At 68.1% G+C, this 18,189-nt stretch carries 8 protein-coding genes; 3 read left to right on the forward strand and 5 right to left on the reverse strand.

Annotated features, from left to right (window positions below; translation table 11 throughout):
• Window positions 1–9 precede the first annotated feature (9 nt).
• Complete coding sequence (locus MB1_RS16900; protein ID WP_157084123.1) at window positions 10–10,440, reverse strand: non-ribosomal peptide synthetase; 10,431 nt, start codon at window positions 10,438–10,440, stop codon at window positions 10–12.
• Here MB1_RS16900 and MB1_RS16905 point away from each other — a divergent pair.
• The 3 genes from MB1_RS16905 (at window position 10,430) to MB1_RS16915 (ending at window position 14,013) form a co-directional block, all read left to right on the forward strand.
• Window positions 10,430–12,151, forward strand: a complete 1,722-nt coding sequence (locus MB1_RS16905) for a DUF4012 domain-containing protein (protein ID WP_245650232.1) — start codon at window positions 10,430–10,432, stop codon at window positions 12,149–12,151. The genes MB1_RS16900 and MB1_RS16905 overlap by 11 nt on opposite strands.
• A gap of 38 nt (window positions 12,152–12,189) precedes the next feature.
• Window positions 12,190–12,546, forward strand: a complete 357-nt coding sequence (locus MB1_RS16910; RefSeq protein ID WP_066909850.1) for a hemophore-related protein — start codon at window positions 12,190–12,192, stop codon at window positions 12,544–12,546.
• 243 nt (window positions 12,547–12,789) lie between these two features.
• Window positions 12,790–14,013: an O-antigen ligase family protein gene (locus MB1_RS16915; protein WP_169801687.1), complete on the forward strand. Its 1,224-nt coding sequence runs from the start codon at window positions 12,790–12,792 to the stop codon at window positions 14,011–14,013.
• Window positions 14,014–14,056: 43 nt separating this feature from the next.
• On the opposite strand, the gene MB1_RS16920 is transcribed toward MB1_RS16915, so the two are convergent.
• The 4 genes from MB1_RS16920 to MB1_RS25215 form a co-directional block, all read right to left on the reverse strand.
• A complete protein-coding gene (locus tag MB1_RS16920) occupies window positions 14,057–15,217 on the reverse strand; it encodes an MATE family efflux transporter (protein ID WP_157084124.1) in 1,161 nt (386 codons plus the stop codon).
• A 38-nt stretch (window positions 15,218–15,255) separates the two neighbouring features.
• Entirely contained in the window at window positions 15,256–15,660 is a 405-nt protein-coding gene (locus tag MB1_RS16925) for a serine O-acetyltransferase (RefSeq protein WP_245650233.1), read from the reverse strand.
• 155 nt (window positions 15,661–15,815) lie between these two features.
• Complete coding sequence (locus MB1_RS16930; RefSeq protein ID WP_066909862.1) at window positions 15,816–16,943, reverse strand: glycosyltransferase family 4 protein; 1,128 nt, start codon at window positions 16,941–16,943, stop codon at window positions 15,816–15,818.
• Window positions 16,944–17,030: 87 nt separating this feature from the next.
• The gene (locus MB1_RS25215) at window positions 17,031–18,188 is read right to left on the reverse strand and encodes a glycosyltransferase family 4 protein (protein WP_084352022.1); all 1,158 of its coding nucleotides are present in this window, start codon (window positions 18,186–18,188) and stop codon (window positions 17,031–17,033) included.
• Window position 18,189 lies beyond the last annotated feature (1 nt).

Here is an 18,189-nt window from a genome sequence, read left to right on the forward strand (position 1 = left end):
TCCCCCAGCCTAACCGCGCGGCAGCGAGGGGTCTCGGGTCGCCGGACCGATCGTCGCGTGCACCACCGTGGGCGGTAGGACCGCAGCCGCAACGGAGGGGGCCACCGCGGCGGGTTCCGGACGGTCGTCGGCCAGGTGCCGATCGATGATCCCGGCCACCTCCGCCCGGGTGGCGGGGCCGAGCAGGTCGTTGTGCGCGGCCGCGATTCGGTGGTGGTGGGTGTCGGCCGGGAGGATCTCTCCCCAGGCGCGATCGGCGGCCGAATTCTCCGCCAGCACCAGCACGGTCGGCACAGCGATCGGCACTGCCTCGTAGGCAGCCACCAGCTCCGCCGCGGACCGCATCGGTCCGAAGGCCCGTGCCAGGTGGTCACCGGTCAGTCCCGCCAGGGCGGGATGCTGCTGCCCGATCCGCTGCGCGATCCACCCGAATTCGTTGCGCGCGAATGTTTCCGACTGGGTCGCCGGATCGGTCCGTCCGTTGTCGCCGATGTCCGACGCAGGTTGGACGGCGCCGTCCTCGGTGATCCCGAGGTGTCTCGCCAGGTCGGCCGGTCGAAACTCGGGCACATCGCCCTCGACCGCCAGCCAACTGTCGAGCAGGACGAGCAGGTCGACCGACTGCCCTAGTTCGGTCAGTCGACGGACCACCGCATGCGCGATCACCCCGCCGAGCGACCAACCCAGCACCCGGTAGGGCCCCTCGGGCTGGACGCTGCGGATCCGTTCGACATAGATCTGCGCGTACTGCTCGATGGTCGTCGGCGACGGCCCACCCGCGATCTGGGGGGCCTGCAGGCCGTAGATGGGCACCGCCGGATCGATCCCGTCGGCGAGCGCGAAGTAGCTCCACGCCAACCCGACCGCCGGATGGATACAGAACAGCGCCGACCCCGTTCCCGCCCGAATCGGCAGCAGCACATCGAGTCCGGCGGCGAGGTCGAGCGACTGCTGCCCCGCCGGGTCGGCGGTGTCGATGCGCTGCGCCAGCGCCGCCACCGTGGGATGGGTGAACAACCACGCCACCGGTACGGCGACCTCGAGTCGTCCGCGCAGCAGGTCGGTCACGCGCACCGCGGCCAGGGAATGCCCACCGCGGTCGAAGAAGTCGTCGTCGCGTCCGACCGGGGCCGACGAGTCGAGGACCTCGGCGAAAGCCTCTGCGACCGCGAGTTCGGTCGCTGAGGTCGGCGGCCGGTAGGCGGTGGTGCGCGCCTGCGGCGACGGCAGCGCCCGGTGGTCGAGTTTGCCGGATACCGTCAGGGGTACCCGGTCGATGACCTGGATCGTCGCGGGGACGAGGTAGCGCGGCAGTCGGCGCGCCAGCCGCTCCCGCAGGTCCGCGACCACGGGATCGTCGCCGCCGGGCCGCGGGGTCACATAGGCCGCCAGCGCGGTGGTGCCGTCCGGTTGGGGGATCCCGATCACGGCGGCCGCGGCGATATCCCCGTCCGCGACGAGGGCGGCCTCGATTTCCCCCGGTTCGATGCGGTGACCGCGCACCTTGATCTGGCCGTCGGCCCGACCGAGGAATTCCGGTTCGACGTCGGAAGGCGTTGTCCCCCGGCCCCCGGGAATCGGCGATGACGCGCGCAGGCGGACCAGATCGCCGGTGCGATACCGGCGCGCACCGGGCGGCCCGAACGGGTCGGCCACGAAGCGGGTGGCGGTCAACGCCGGGTTGCCGTGGTAGCCCTCGGCGAGAGTGGGCCCGGACAGGTACATCTCACCGATCGTCCCGATGCCGACCGGCCGCAACCACCCGTCGAGCACGTCCATCCGCACCCCGTCGATCGGGCGGCCGATCGACGGCGGCGCGGTCGACGGCGAAGCGATCGACGGCGGCGCGGTCGGCGACAGCGACCCGGCGGCATCGATCGGGGCGCTGCAGGTGGCCATGATCGTCGCCTCGGTGGGCCCGTAGGCGTTGAGAACGCGGCGCTGCCGACCGACGCTCGCCCAGGTGCGCAGTAGCTCCGCGTTGACCGCCTCGCCCGCGGAGATCACGGTGGTGACCGTGACCGCCGGGGTGGGATCGGTGGCCGCGAGCACCGACGGCGTCAGGCAGACGTGGGTGACCCCGGCGGCGGTGAGGACCGCGGTCAGCTCCTCGCCGGCGGTGACGTCCACGGGCGGAACCACCAGCGCCGCACCGCTGCCGAAGGCGAGCAGGATTTCGAAGATCGACGCGTCGAAACTCGGTGAGGCACCGAGCAGCACCCGCGAATGGACGCCGGCACCGAACAACTCCCGCTGACTGCACACCAGATAGGCGAGGCCGCGGTGGGTCACCCGCACCGCCTTGGGCGTGCCGGTCGATCCGGAGGTGTAGATCAGATAGGCGGGGTCGTCCGGGCACACCGGACGGTCGACATCCGCCTCCGTGCCATCGGTCGGTCCCGCTCGCACGCCGTCGCGATCGATGATCGCGACCGGACCGGTGCCGGCGATCATCTCGGCGATCCGGCCCTCCGGGATGCGCGGATCGATCGGGAGGAAGGCAGCGCCGGTCCGGGCTGTCGCCCAGAGCGCGACAACATATTCGGCGGATCGGGGGGCGATGATCGCGACCACCGTGCCCGGCCCGGCGCCGAGGGCGCGCAACGCCTCGACCATCGGGGTCGCCGCGTCGTCGAGAAGCCGGTAGGTCCAGCCCTGTTCGGGTTCGAGCAGCGCGACGGTATCCGGTGCCGCTTCGACGGCCGCCCGCAGAATGCCGCCCAGGGTCACCGGGGGCTCGATCACCGGCGCCGGGGTCGGCGGGGCGGGCGGGCCGATCGGCAGGGCGGCCATGGGTACTCGCGGATCGGCCAGCACGGCGGCCAGCACCCGATCGAAGGTGTCGACCATGCGGATGATCGCGTCGCGTCCGTAGCGCCCGGCATCGAAACGCACCTCGCCGGTGAAGCCGCCGGCAGCCTGTTCGGTGAGCACCCAGTCGATGTCGAATTGCGCGGTCGTGATCGTCACCGGGTGCACCCCCGCGTGGTGTGCTCGCTCCGGGCTCGGTGGATGCACCACGAACATCACCCCGAAGGGCACCTCGGTGCCGATCCCGGTTGCGACGGTGACCCATTCGAGGGGCACGTCCTGGTGGGCGAAGGCGTCGAGGTCCGCGTCGCGCACCCGGGTGAGGAAGGCGCCGAAGTCGACGTGGCGCGGGAGTCGGGTACGCAGCGCGACCGTGCCGGCGAACATCCCCACCACGTCGTCGAATTCCGGTTCGGTCCGCCCCGAGACGGGGGTGCCGACGATCACGTCGTCGGTACCCGCGAGCCCGGCCAGGGTCGCGGCCAGCACGGCGTGCAGCACGGTGAAGACCGTGGCGTTGGCCTGCCGGGCGATCGTGGTGACCGCGGCGCCGACCCCGGCGGGAATCCGGAAGACGACGGGTTGGTCGGCCGCCGGGTCGATGTGGCCGACCGGCAGCGCCCGGCGCTCGGGGGGATCGTGCAGGACGGTGCGCCACTGGTCGATCTGTTCGACGGCGATGGCGGTGGGACGGTTCGGGGTGCCGATCATCTCGGCGATCCAGGCGCGGTACTGGTCGTATCCGGTGGTGATCGCCGGGAAATCCGGTGCCGCACCGACCGATCGGGCGGTCAGGGCGGTGCGGAAGTCGCGGCCGAGGATCTCGATACTCGCGCCGTCGACGGCGATGTGGTGGGCGACGATCAGCAGTCGGCGTCGATCATCCGGCCCGGCCAGAACCGCCGCGCGCAGTGGGGTTCGGGTGGAGGGATCGATCGGCTCGAGCGCCAGGGAGCGCGCGGTCGCGTCGAGATCGTCGGTGTGCACATCGGGGATCGGGACGCCGGCGGATTCCACAACGGTGCGTACGGGGCCGCCGTCGCTCGGGTAGCGGGTGCGCAGGGTGGCATGTCGGTCGACGACGTCGCCGACGGCGGCGATCACGGCTGCGGCCGGCAGGTCGTTCGGCAGGTCGATCGCGACGGCGAGATTGCGGGCGGCGGAACTCGGTTCGAGTCGCTGTGCGGCCCACATGCGCATTTCGCCGGGCGACGGTGCGGGCTGCTCACCGGCCGGCAGGGGGCGGACCGGCGGGCGCGCGGCGCCGGTTGCGTTGGTACCGTCCGTGATCCGTTGGGCGAGATCCCGGGGGCGCCGGGTGTCGAGCACCTCACGGATCGGGACCCGCTGTCCGGTCGCGACGGCCAGGAGTCCGGCGATGCGGGCGGCACGCAACGAATCGCCGCCGAGCTCGAAGAAGTCGGCCTCCGGGTCGACCCGCTCGACACCGAGAACCTCGGCGTAGATCCCGCACACCACTGCCTCGTTCGCGCTTCGGGGTGCCCCGTTGATCGGCGTCTCGTCGGGTTCGAGGCCGTCGAGCAGGGCCTGCCGATCAACCTTGCCGTTGGTGGTCAACGGCAGTGCGCCGACGCGGTGTACCCGGCTGGGGATCATCCACGGCGGGAGCCGGGTGGCCACCCACTTCGAATCCGGCAACGAGCCGACCACCCAGGCGTGCAGGCGTTTACCGTCGTGTGCGACCACCGCGTCGTCGACGCCCGGGTGCCGGCGCAGGACGGCCGCCGGCTCGTCGAGTTCCACCCGTCGCCCGGATACCTGGATCTGACTGTCGACCCGACCTCGGAAGTCCAGTTCGCCGTCGGGCCGGATCCGGACGAGGTCGCCGGTGCGGTACCTCCGCGATCCCCCGGCGGCCGCGACGAAGCGGGTGGCGGTCGGTCCCGGCGATCCGAGGTAGCCGCGCGCGAGATGTGGCCCGCCCACGTACAGTTCGCCGACACCGGCGGTCGGCACGGGGCGCAGATCGTTCCCGAGGACGTCGTGCGAGACGGATGGCAATGCGGTGCCGATCGTGACGTCGGCGCCGGGGCGCAGCGGCCCGGTCAGGGTGGCCACGACGGCCGCCTCGGTCGGCCCGTACGCGTTGAGCAGCGGCCGATTCACCCCCCACCGATCGACCAGACCCGGCGGGCAGATGTCACCGCCGACCGCGGCCACCCGGACGGAGTCCACCGGTGGGACGGTCGCCAGCGCCGCCGGCGTCGACAGGAAGTGGGTGACCCGCGCCTCGACCAGCCAGTCGGCCAATTCCCGGCCGCCGAACAGGCCGTCCGGCACGATCGCCAGCCGCGCTCCGGTACTCGCCGCGAGCACCAGTTCGAGGACCGCCGCATCGAAGGCGGTCGAATAGCCCTGGGTCACGGTGGAATCCGCGGTGACGCCGTACCGGTCGACCACGTCGTCGGCCAGGGCGGCGACCGCGCGGCGGGTGACGGCCACCGGCTTGGGTTCCCCGGTCGTTCCGGAGGTGTGGATGACGTACGCGAGGGCGTCCGGGTGCGCGGCGACGGGCCGGTGGTGCCGGCGGATCGGTGCGGATGCCTCGTCCCGGCAGATCCACGAGGTGCCGGGGATTCCCGGTTCCGCATCGCCGGCGATCCCCAGCCGTGCGATGCGGGCCATCGCGATGCGGCGGGCCGCCGGGGCGTCGGGGTCGATCGGCACGAAGGCGGCGCCGGCCGCCCAGATCGCGAGGACCGCGACCACATAGTCGGCGCCGCGACGCAGGTGGATCGCGATCGGCACGTCGGGTCCGGCGCCGCGGGCGATCAGATGTGCGGCCAGGCGGTCGACGCGAGCGGCGAGATGGTCGGCGTCGAGCACCGTGCCATCGGTATCGCGGACGGACAGCCGGATCGGTCCGACCAGGGCGGCGCCGTGCCCGCCAGGTGCCGCATCGGACGGACCATCCGCGGCAGGCCGAGGCCGGGCCGCCGGCGATTCGCCGATCTCCCCCTGCGCCGCGGGCAGCGCGATCGCGCCCACCGGCTGCGTCGGGTCGGACGCCATCCGGTCGAGCGCCGCGCCGATCGCCTCGGCGAAGCTGTCGACGGTCGATCGCTCGAACCGTGCGGTCGCGTAGCGGATGCGGCCGGTCAACCGGTCGCCGATCTCACGCAGGTCGAGCACGACGTCGAATTCGACGGCGCCGGTATCGATCTCGACCATCTCGATCGGCAGGTCCGGCAGGCTCCGGTCGGAGGTGTCGAGGGTCAGCAGCAGCCGGGCGGCCGCCGCGGGGATCGCGTCGACGAGCCGCTGATAGGGCAGGTCGGCGGTGGCGATCGAGGCACGGTCGGCGTCGCGGACCGCCGTGAGGTGATCGAGGACCCGCGCCTGCGGGTCGACGCGGACCGGCAGCGCGATCGTCTCGACCAATAGGCCCACGGTGCGAGCGAATTCCGGCCGGTCGCGCCCGGATACCGGGGAGGCGACGACGGTGGCGCCGGTGCCCGACAGGGCGGCCAGCACGAGGGCGACGGCGGCGTGCAGCACCGCGAAAGGGGTTGCGCCGACGCCTGCCGCGAGGTCACGCACCCGGCGAAAGGCGTCCGCGTCGAGCGCAAACGGCAGGCTCTCGGCGGCGCCGGATTCGGCCGGCTGGGGCCGATCGGCGGGCAGTTCGGCGACTCTGTCGTTGCCGATCAGCCGGGCGAAGGTATGCCGCCGCTCGTCGAGGATCTCGGGGCCCACCGCTTCGGCCCGTTGCCGGCGCCGGGCGACGAATCGGGCCGGTCCGACCGGCGCCGCGCCCGCATCGGTCCCGTCCGTAAACAGCGCCGTCAGCAGGTCCTCGGTGAGGATGTCCGCCGACCAGCCGTCGAGATTGATGTGGTGGACGGCGACGGTCAGCAGCCACCGGTCCCCCGCGGTCCACGCGGTGATCCGCACCGGCGGGGCGGCGGTCAGATCGAAAGTGGTGCGGCCGGTTTCGGTGATCGCCCGTTCGAAGTCCTCGGCGTCCACCTCCCGCACCTCGGGCCGCGGCATCCGGTCGGCGGGGACGATGCGGCGGACCGGTTCCCCGTTGGCGACGGGATAGTAGGTCCGCAGGGCCTCGTGCCGTTCGACGACGGCGGCGACAGCGGCGAGCACAGCCTCGAGGGGCGGGGCGCCGGGGGCGGACCGAACGGCCATCGGCATGGTGAAGACGGTCGAAGCGGTGTCGAGCTGGTTGAGCACCCACAGTCTCAGTTCGGCCGGTCCCAGCGCATCGGTCACCTCGAGGGTGTCGCCGTCGGTCCGGTCGCGGGCCGCCGCGACGGCGGATGCGATGCCGGCGACCGTCGGATCGGCGAAGACCTCCGCGAGCGACGGGGCGGCGCCGAACCGGCCGTGCAGTCGTTCGATCAGCCGGGTGGCTCCGAGCGAGTCGCCGCCGAGTTCGAAGAAGGAGTGTTCGCGACCGATCGGCGGGGCGTCGGCGGGACGCGGCGGCAGCACCTCGGCCATCGCGTCGGCGACGCCGATCTCCCGCGGCCCGCGCGGTACGCCGACGTCGGTGCGCACGATCGGTTCCGGCAGGGCGGACCGATCGACCTTGCCGGCGGCGGTCAGCGGCAGCGCATCGAGGCGCACCACCCGGGTCGGCACCAACCACGTGGGCAGCACCGTGCGCAGGCCGGCGGTGGTGGCTCCGATGTCGAGGTCGGCGTCGGCGACGACGTAACCCACCAGGTGTCCGTCGCGCACCACCGTCACCGCGTCGCGCACACCCGGTCGGGTACGCAGGGCGGCGTCGACCTCGCCGGGTTCGACCCGGCGGCCGTGGATCTGCACCTGCGCATCGCTGCGTCCCAGCACCTCGGGACGGCCGTCGGCGATCCGCAGCCGCACGAGATCCCCGGTGCGGTAGCGCCTCTCACCACCGGGAGCGGCGACGAACCGCGCCGCGGTGGGCCCCGGCCGCCCGACATAGCCGTGAGCCAGCGACGGCCCTGCGATGTACAGCTCGCCGATCCCGCCGCGCGGCACCGGCCGCAGGCGACCGTCGAGGACGGCGGCCGTCACCCCCGGTAGCGGCACCCCGACGTCGGTGCCCGGGGAGTCCTGCCCATCGGGCAGTGGAGTCGACAGCACCTCGACGGTGGTTTCGGTGAGCCCGTAGGCGTTGAACACTCGCCGGCCGGCCGCGAACCGCTCGAGCAACGCGGGGTCGAGCCGGTCGCCGCCGACCTGGATTACCCGCACGGTCTCCAGATCGGCCGGGTCCAGGGAGCCGAGCACGGCGGGCACGGTCGACAGGTGGGTGATCGCACCGCGGCGTACCCACCGGCCGACCGGGCCGCCGGCGACGACGTCCCGGTCCGGGATCACCAGCGTTCCGCCGAGGTGAGCGGTCACCAGGATCTCGAGGATCGAGACGTCGAAGGTCGGCGCGGCCAGATGCAGAACGCGAATGGCGTCGTCGGTGGCCCAGCGCCGTCCGACCGCCAGGACCAGGGATGCCAGACCGGTGTGGCCGACCGAGACGGCCTTGGGCTCCCCGGTCGATCCGGAGGTGTGTAGGACGTAGGCCTCGTGGCGGTCGTGCAGCGGCGCCGGCCGTTCGGCCGCGTCGATCGGCGCGGCCGCCGGGTCGGTCGGATCGACGGAGCCGTCCGGGACCGCCAGCCACCGCACCGTCCCCGTTCGGGTGGTCGTGTCCGCCAGGCCGAGGTGCACCCCGAGCGCGGCGAGACGCTGCGCGGTCCGCTCGGTGGGGTCGGTCGGATCGATGGGAACGACCGTCGCCCCGGTGCGGGCCACGGCCCAGAAGGCCCGCACGTATCGACGTCCGCGCGGCAGCGCGATCGCGACGCGCTCCCCCGGCCCGACGCCGACGGCCAGCAGCGTGCGCGCCAGATCGTTCGCGTCGGCGTCGAGTTGGCGATAGGACAACTCGCCCTCGGCATCGAGCAGGGCGGCGCCGAGCGTCGCGGCGACGTTGTCGGTCGGCAGCAGCGCGGGCAGCAGCACGGTCGGTTCGGCCGGGGTGGCGACCGGTTCATCGGCCGGCACCAACAGGCCGAGCGCGGTGTCCGGCGCGACGGAGCCGACCACCGTCAACAGGTCGAGGAAGGCGCGGTGATGTCCGGTCAGGTCGGCATCGTCGTAGGCGCTCGGGTTGGCCAGGAAGTCGACCCGCGTCCCACCGCCGCGCACGCTGGGATAGACGTTGACCATCAGATCGTCGACCGGGCCGGACGACAGCACGTGATACTCGCCGACCGCGTCACCGAAGCGCAGGGAGTCGCCGAACATCATGATGTTGACCGTCGGTCCGAAGGCTCCGCGCCCACCCGCGCCGAGGGGTTGCCCGGTTGCTCCGGAGATCTCCTCGAGGTCGCGGAGCATGTCCTCGAAGCGGTAGCGCTGGTGGCGCAACGCGCCGGCGAGTTCGATGGTGATAGCACCGACCAATTCACCGATCGTGCCCTCGTCCGGGACCTCCACCACCAGAGGGACCACGTTGGCGAGCATCCCCGCCGAGTTGCGGAGCTTGGCGGTGACGCGACCGGATACCGGCAAACTCAGAACCACCCTGCGCCGACCCGTCATTCGCGCGATGTACACGGCGAAAGCGGCAAGGACGATCGTCACGTCGTTGTATCCGTTGATATCCCGGTTCGTCGGCGCCACCACGCTCGCGACAGTGGCGCCGACCACGGCGGTATGCGGTGCCGGCGGATGAGACCGGTCGCTCAACCGGGCCGGCGGCGGCAGATCCCGAAGCCGCTCGACCCAATGCGCGCGATCCACGGAATACCGCGTGGTCTCCACGTAATCACGTTGATAATCGACGAGTTCTCGGACCGACATACGCGGTCGAATCGCGGGAGTCTCGCCGGATATCAACGCAGAATACGTCTCGGCGATAGCCCCTAGCACCCCGATAGCACCTACACCGTCCAACACAACATGGTGAGCGATACCGAATAGGAAGAACCTGCCGTCGCCGAGATGAAGTAGTTCTTGCGAAACGAGCTGCTCGGAAAACATATCGACCAGTCGGCCTACGCGGCGAGCCATATACTCTCGCGCCGCACCATCCGCATCGGATCGATCACGAAGATCGACATATCCAACCCGCCACGGCCCATCATGGTCGATCATCTGCCACACATCGTTGCCCCGCTGCGCAATACGAGTCCCCGGCACCTCCGTCTGATGACCCACCACAGTCGATGCCGTCAAGATCGCGTCGATATCTATTTCGCCGGCGATCTCCACATATTGCGCAACTGTATACGGAACGGTCGGTTGTTCCATCTGCGCCAACCAAATACTGAGTTGCGCAGCGGACAACCGAAACTCTTCTCCGCCCTTCACGCGGTCCCCAACTTCATCTCCCCCAAAACGATGAACCCGCAGAGCACCTTTAGTATCAGTCGGCGACCCCCAAGACCGCAGCGCCGCGGATTGGGTCACGTTATCGGTAGAACCCTTCTCGCAACCAGTCGAGGGATCGCCGATGACAGTATGTCGAAGCACCGGGGGAGTTGAGTAGTCGAATATGGGGCGGGATTCGAACGGCGGCGAACGCCGTCGTAGACGCGTGCGGCGAACCGAGGCACCGGAGCCGGACAACGCGTCCGGACGCAGGCGGATCATCGTGGGCGGCATCGTCGCGTTCACGCTGGTCGCAGGCCTGGGAACGGCCTGGTTGGCGGCAAATGTCGTCAGCGCGCGTAGCGATCTGGAAACCACCCGGGATGCGGCCGTCCGCGCCCGAACGGCGCTGCTCGAAGGCGACACCACCAGCGCGCGCAGCGCCGCATCCGAGGCCGTCGATGCTGCGACCGACGCCAGGAATTCCACGAATTCGCCTATCTGGCGAATTACTGGAGCAGTTCCGTATCTCGGTAGCCCACTGAGAACTGTGAGTGACATCACCGATGTGATCTACGGCCTGGCGGCGGACGTTCTCGAACCCGCCGTGAACGCTGGTGCGAGTCTGGCGCCCAATCAACTTATTCAGGGTGGTCGGATTGATATGCAGCCGCTGATCGACGCCCGCCCAGTTCTGGCGACCACCTCCGTGGCAGCACGAAACCTCAATAGCAAGGCGCACGCGATCGAAGAACCTGCGTTGGGCGGTGCGGTCGTCAACGAGCCTCTCGCGCAACTCCGCGACCAAACCCACGAGTTGGCCGGCCTGCTTACCAATACCGAGATAGCGGCACGCCTACTACCACCGATGATCGGCGCCGAGGGACCACGCTCCTACTTCCTGGCGTTCCAAACCAACGCCGAAGCCCGCGGAACCGGCGGCCTCCTGGGCGGTTTCGGCATCGTCGATGCTGACAATGGACAGGTCACCGTACCGACTCTCGATAGCAACCAAGACCTCCCCTTCGACGCGGCGCCCATCGGTATCGACCCGCAATACGACGCGCTGTGGGCTCCCCGCAATACGACCAGCGACTTCCGCAATGCGAATGCCAGCCCCGACTTCCCGACCGCCGCCCGGATCTGGACGTCGATGTGGCAGGGCGTTTCCGGTCAACAGGTCGACGGCGCCATCGCCACCGATCCGGTGGCGCTCAGCTACATCCTCGGCGCCACAGGCCCCATCACCCTGCCGGATGGTCAGGTGATCTCCGCGGAAAACGTCGTCGAGACCACGCTCGCGACCTCCTACGCACGTTTCGGGGAGGACACCAACGGCCGCAAGCAATATCTGGTGGGTATCGCCGCGGCGGTCGTCACGGCGATGAGCTCACCGGGGAATTCGCCACAGGAACTCGCCGAAGCCGTCGGCCGAGCGGCGGCGGAAGGGCGCCTGTCGGTGTGGAGCGCGCACCCCGCCGAGCAGGAGATTCTTGCAACCACCAAGATCGGTCACGTCCTGCCGTCGGACCCGGCCCCGTATGCGGGCGTTGTCGTCAATAATGCGGGTGGAAACAAGCTCGACTACTATCTCGACCGTTCGATTACTTACAGCGGGGGGGATTGCACGGGGGCGAGCCGTACCACCACCATCACGGTAAGCCTCACGAATAACGCACCGGCCGAAGGATTGCCGCCCTATGTGGCGAATACCTTCCGGCGCGACGTGCCGTACGCGACCAACGAATCGATCGTGTATCTGTATGCCACCGTGGGCAGTACGTTCCGAGGGGTCACGGTGAACGGCTTGTCCGCATTCGGCATACAGAACGGTCTGGAAAAGGGCCATCCGGTTCAAGGTGTGTACGTCACCACCCGACCGGGCGAAACACAAACGGTGGTATGGGAAGTCGAAGAACCGACCAGTTCGGGAATTCCATCGCTGCCGGTCCAACCACTGGTCGACGATGCGCTGTCGCGAATCGAATTGCCGACCTGCGGCTGATGCTGTAACCGAACATGAACAAAACACCAGGGGGAAATATGGGAACGACGCGACGAATCGCCGCTCGACTGGCAGTCACTGCGCTCGCCGGCGCCGCAGTGGTCGGCATCTCCACCGGCACCGCCTCCGCTGCTCCGGTCGACATGGTGGTCAACACCGGCTGCTCCTGGCCGCAGGTCGTCTCCGCCACCTACGCGGTCTCTCCCGAAGAAGGTGATGCGCTGGCCAATTCGGCGATGGCCGGCCAGTTCGCACAATTCCTTGCGCTCCCGACCACGCAGCGCCGGATCGCACTGGGATACATGCCGGGTGCCGGTGACCGGATCAACCAGGTCTTCGGCGGCCCCGGCGGAGGAATCGCCTACGAGGTCTTCCGGACCTGTAGCAGCTTCTAGCGCGAGCCTCGAAGGGGCCCGGAAGCCTCACCGGTGAGCGAAGAGGTGGGTCCTTGACCGCCTGATCGACTCTTATGGGAGGCGGTTCGAAGGCGGATTCCCGGCCTTCTCACGAGCAACTCGACAGACCGATGGAGCGACGAGGTGCCGACCATGTACGGGGCTCAACCAACAAGTACTGCAACAGCGGTCGAGGATCGAAAGATCCGCAGAGCCCGCGCCGCACTGTGGTTGGGTGCGTTCATGCCGATCATCTACACGGTCGGAAAGGACGTCAGCGACGTCGGCGGGGTCGGACCGTTGGAGTTACTGCGTGGTGGCGGAGGAATCGCGTTGCTCGCCTTGGCCCACCTGACCTACCCGAGATCCGTCCGAACGCTTCGCAAGGGCTGGCCGGAAATCGGGCTCGGCCTATTCGTCCTGGTGGCCGCACTGAGTACGTTCTGGTCGGTCGACGCCAAGGTCACCATCCTGAAGTTGGTTCCCGTGGTGACGGCATATCTGTGCTTAGCGAGACTGTCCGGGTTGTACCGCAGCTTCGACGACGCACTAGCCGGCGTTGCGACCGTTGCGCACGTCATTTTGATCGGCACTATTCTCCAATTCGCCCTGTGGCCTTCCAGTGTCTACTCCAGCGACACCTTCGGCGAGGCGGCCCGTATTCACAGCTTGGTCCCGGCGATCGCGTCCAATCTGTTCGGTCTGGTCGCGGCGATAGGCATTGCCGGCATCTGCCTGAAGATCGGGCCACAATGGACCACGAGGGCTCCCTGGAACGTCGTTCTGGTGTCCGTGTATCTGTTGCTGCTGGTTGGCACGCGGTCGCGGGCGGTAACGGCCGTGGCCATCGTCATCGTCCTGATCGCGCTCATTCGCGCGGCACACAGAAGCCCAACCTCAACCGTGGTGGGTTGGGCGGGGCTTCTGGTGACGACAACGGGAGCTACCTGGGCATTCCTGAACGACAGTTCCCGCACTCTCATCACCGACTTCTTCCTGCGGGGCCAGGACGCGCGGGGGCTGTCCACTCTTACCGGGCGGACCGTTATCTGGGAGCGAGCCCTGATACACATCGAAGGCAACGAGTGGCTCGGGCTCGGGTATTACAGCGGCCACAGAATTGGCCTACCCAGGATCGATAGCCTCTTCAGCGGATACAGCAACCTCGACAACACCTGGCTGGAGAATCTGGTTGGAGTGGGGGTTTTCGGTACACTCGGAATGGCAATGTTTGTGGCGCTCGGAACCCTCCGCTGCGTCAGGTACCCCAGCGCTCTCCCTCAGGTCAAGCTCTTGGCAATCCTGATAACGACTGGAGTTGTGGCACTGTCCTTCATCAATCCGACCGTTCAGACCAATACGTCGACGCTTGTCTTCTTCTGCGTCATTGTTTTCGCCTCTCGACCCGAGCGCACACCACCGGGGGCCATCGGGACGGGCTCCGGATCGGCGATCGGAACGACCTAGGTACTCGGCTGGGCGGCCAATACTCGATGGCCTACCGGAGAGGTTAGGACGCTCGCCGCGAGCGATGCCTCCCGGCCGCTCCTGTCCGTCCGCCCCTCAGATCGTGAGTCAGCAGGCCGATGGCAGACGTTCCGTTCGCGGCAAGACTGCCCGCGGCCAGGCCCGCGGTACCGACTGCCAGCCCAGCCGCGATAGATGCGGTCGGCTCCAAGAAGGCCGCTCCCAAACGCCATCTGAGCCAGACAGCCTTGGTCAGCACGATTCGAATCCTCACCATATACAGCATCAGATAGAGGCTGAGCACTGCTCCGAGCACCAGAAGGCCCGTCGTGACATAGAAGCTCCGCGTATCGCCGAAACCCAGACTGTCGAAAACATTCCACGGATCCACCCACCGGACCGCGACCACAATTGCGCCTGCACTCCCTGCAAGGAGTCCACACAGGATCGCCCATCGCTGTACCGAGGAGAAATCCTCCGGGCGCAGACGCGGGAAGATGATGGCCTGCGCTTGAGTCGCCAGCATCGTCACCGGCACCATCAGTAGCTGCGCCGAACGAAACTCGCCGACTACGGCGATCCCGATAATGAACGCGATGCAGTATTGGCTCACGTACGGCAGCACTGAAATGACCACCGCCTCCACAAACAGGGGCTTTACGGGCGCGACCCCACTGGGATACCTTGCTCGAATCTCCCTGCGTGCCGCAAACAACATGGCCGTGGAGACGACCGCGCCGAATGTCTGAGACAGCAGAACGGCTTGGAGAGCACCGGTCTGATGGACAGCTGCGATACCGAGCCCAGCGATACCCAGGACGAACCAGGTGAGGTCCGCAACGAAAGCATGGAAAGAACGGTTGGCACCCAAGAACATATAGCGCAGGAAGTCCTGCAGCAGCGTAAACAGGCACAGCACCGGAATCAGAGCAAAGACGGTGGGCCCCGGGATCAACACAACGACACCGATCGACGCGCCCACCGACAGCACCCAGAGCGAAACGACGGCAATCGGCAGGAATTCGACCGATGCGACGTGGGCGCCACGCATGAGGTTCTGACTGAGGAGGAGCCGCTGCGCGGTCAAGCCCATCATTGTGGGTGCATAGGCCAGGGCGAAAGCCCCGAGAGTTGACAGGCCCGCAAAAGCCTGGACTCCCAGGGTCATGCCGATGTTTGTTAAACCCGTGAGCGCAACGCTCATTGCAGGTAGGAGCGCAGCGTTGACGAGCCGGTTCCTCGTCAAGTCGGGTTTCTGCCCGTACCGACGGCTACTGCCGGATGGGCATCCGTCTCCTCCTGGGCCGGGATGCGAATCCGAGCCGGGTTACCCACCGCCACAGCACCCGGCGGGACGTCCTTTGTCACGACCGCCCCGGCCCCGATGACTGCGCCCTCCCCGACCTCGATGTCCCCGAGAATGGTTGCACCGCATCCGAAAGTGACGTTGTCACCGATACGGGGAGCCGGTCCGTCGTTGACCTTGGTCCCGATGGTGACGTTGTGTCGAAGCGTCACCCCCGAGCCGATGACGGCGGAATCGTTGATAACGAGTCCGATCCCGTGGTACAGCACGAGACCGCTACCGATTCGGGTCTTCCACGGGATCTCGATGCCCAGTATCCACTCGACGACAACCCGGTACACAACGCCGTATCCGATGACCAGCGGGTTGCGACGCCAATGTTTGGTGGCCCGGAGTCGTTGGGCCAGACGAAAGCTCAACAGTACGAGCTGCGCCTTGATGTTCCCCTTGTTGGATGACCAATCCTGGAAGAGATCGTTCGCCGATGATCGAGTCGTCATACCCGAGACCTCCGTGATGAGTCGAGCGCGGCCATGATTCCCTCCGCGTACCGTCGGGCCGTGTTGTCGATGGAGAACTCGTCCGCCGAGGTCTCGCACTGCGCCTGGAGTCCTGCCAGCCTGTCGGGGTCGCGCATCAGGCGAAGGACGCCTTCGACGTAGGCATCGAGCCCGTTCTCGGTAACCACGGAGTTTTCCACCGACAGGTACTCGAATTCCGGTGCATGCCAGTCCCATTCGGTCGTAACGAGAGGAGTGCGCAAGGCGAAGGAGTCCACGGCGGCAAGCCCGACACGGCCGGGCATGAGAATCACCCGGCAGTCGCGAACCAGTTCGAACCGATCAGCCAGTGGGAAGCTCCCCAGATAGTCGCACCACGGCTCTGCTGCGAGCTCCTCGATCTTGTGCCGTTCCCGGCCATCTCCGACGACCTTCAGCACGAAGCGGGGGTCCTCGGCGTGGACCTTCTGCGCCGCTTCAATGAGGAAGTCGATGCGCTTCGTGCCGTCCAACCCTCCGACGTACAGCGCCTCCCACGTGGAGGTCTCGCGCCGCGGGTGGGAGGTACGCACCTGCCGAAGCCGCGCTGTGTCCACGGTGTTCTGCACGTTGGTACAGCGATCGGCAGGCATCCCCATCACCTGAGCGCGTTGCACGCTGCCCGCCGTGTATCCGAAGTACCAGTCGGCCCGCAGAGCCATCGTTCGCTGAAGCACGCGGGCACCCGATCCCAACGGCTTGGTAATCGTGTGCCCGTGACCCCAGATCGCCACCTTTCGCGAGGGTCGCGGCCGGTACAGCAGTCCATGGCTCTCGAGGTTCTTCACCGCATGTTCGACGATGATCAGATCCGAATCGAGGACATCGGAACCCAACCGCCGAATCTGCAGTCGCCCCTTCGGCGTGGGGATTCGCAGGGTGCCGAGAGTGCTTGTCGGATAGCCATCGGCGCGATCGTTGCGCGCTACGTCCGCCCCCTCGGGCGACCCGGTTGCGACGACCAGTTCGACGCCACCGGTAGTGAGCCGGTCATCGAGCGCGGTGAGCAGCGGGACCCGGTAATCATTGAGGTACGGCAGCACAATGCCGACGCGTCGCGCAGGAAGGCGCGCTCCAGCGACCATGTCATTCGCCCTTTCGATCCATCAGTCGAGGTTCGCGAGATAGGTCCGCCCCGGCGACCGATGTCGTCGGTTCCGGTACCTGTGGTGTCACGTTCGGACCGGGGCCGTCGTCATCAGACGCTCATAGATGGACGACACCCGCCCCAGCCAGGCCGATTCGGAGAAGTTTTCGCGATACAAGTCCCGAGCACGATCGCGATAGTCGGGGTCGGTGCCGATGTCTTCGAGGACCCGCGTCAGATCCTCGCCGCCGTCATCGACACGGAAGACCCGGCCCGCTCGCCCCGCCGTCAGGTCGGCCGCGGACGCACATCGATCGGACACCACCAGCGGCGTACCCGATGCGAGCGCTTCCAGGGCCACGGTGGGTATGCCCTCCGACCAGAGACTGGGAAGTACCAGGCCGTGCGCCTCGCCGATCGCCCGGAGCGTCTGTTCCGGCGACAATCGGCCGAGGAACTCGACGTTGGTCCGGTGCCGCACTCGATCCTCGATGCGTTCCGACATCGGACCGGAGCCGACGATGCGGAGCTTGCGGCGATCGGGCCAGTGGTCGAGCAGCCAGTCCACGCCCTTCTCCGGCACCAGCCGACCGACGTAGATCCAGGGCGAGTCCCCGTCGCGCGTCACCGGTACCTCCGGCGCTGCCGCCGCGAAGTTCGGTACGACGTCGATGGTCGCCCCGGGAGCATATTGCCGGTATCGCGCCTGCGCCTGACTGTTGAGGGCGATCAGCGACGACGCGTGCGTGAGGACCGGGGATTTCGAGCCGCGATCGCGAGCGGCCCACGCCAGCGGGAGGGTCGCGACCATTGAGCCTCGATAGCATTTGTGGGCCAAAGCGCGCGTTACGCCCCGGTCCAAGCATTCCGTGCAGTCACTACCGTCACGCCAGAGGGTGGAGCCGGCGCAAAGCGGCCGGTAATTGTGCAGAGTCGCCACGGTCCGTTTTCCCCAGGACCGCAGCCAGCCGGTTCCCCAATTCGGGAAAAGATTGTGCACGTGCACCACGTCGGGGCGAAATGCGCTCAGCGCGCCGTCCGGACTCGGACCGGCGATATTCGCCGCGGCCAGCATGGCCTGTGCCCGATAGAGCCTCCGCTGCGACTCCTGATCGGTTTCACGCGAGATCAGCTGCACATCGTGCCCCGCTCGCGCCAATGCCTCGGTCTGCGCCAGCACAACCGTATTCTCGCCGGACGGCTGAGCATTCGAATAGAAGCTGTGAACCACCGCGATCCGCACG

This window comes from Millisia brevis NBRC 105863 (assembly GCF_001552615.1).
Lineage (GTDB): Bacteria > Actinomycetota > Actinomycetes > Mycobacteriales > Mycobacteriaceae > Millisia > Millisia brevis.

Coding starts and splice junctions, on each gene's coding strand:
- MB1_RS16900 (WP_157084123.1), bottom strand. CDS start 10,440: ATGCCGCCCACGATGATCCGCCTGCGTCCGGACGCGTTGTCCGGCTCC.
- MB1_RS16910 (WP_066909850.1), top strand. CDS start 12,190: ATGGGAACGACGCGACGAATCGCCGCTCGACTGGCAGTCACTGCGCTC.
- MB1_RS16915 (WP_169801687.1), top strand. CDS start 12,790: ATGCCGATCATCTACACGGTCGGAAAGGACGTCAGCGACGTCGGCGGG.
- MB1_RS16920 (WP_157084124.1), bottom strand. CDS start 15,217: ATGAGCGTTGCGCTCACGGGTTTAACAAACATCGGCATGACCCTGGGA.
- MB1_RS16930 (WP_066909862.1), bottom strand. CDS start 16,943: ATGGTCGCTGGAGCGCGCCTTCCTGCGCGACGCGTCGGCATTGTGCTG.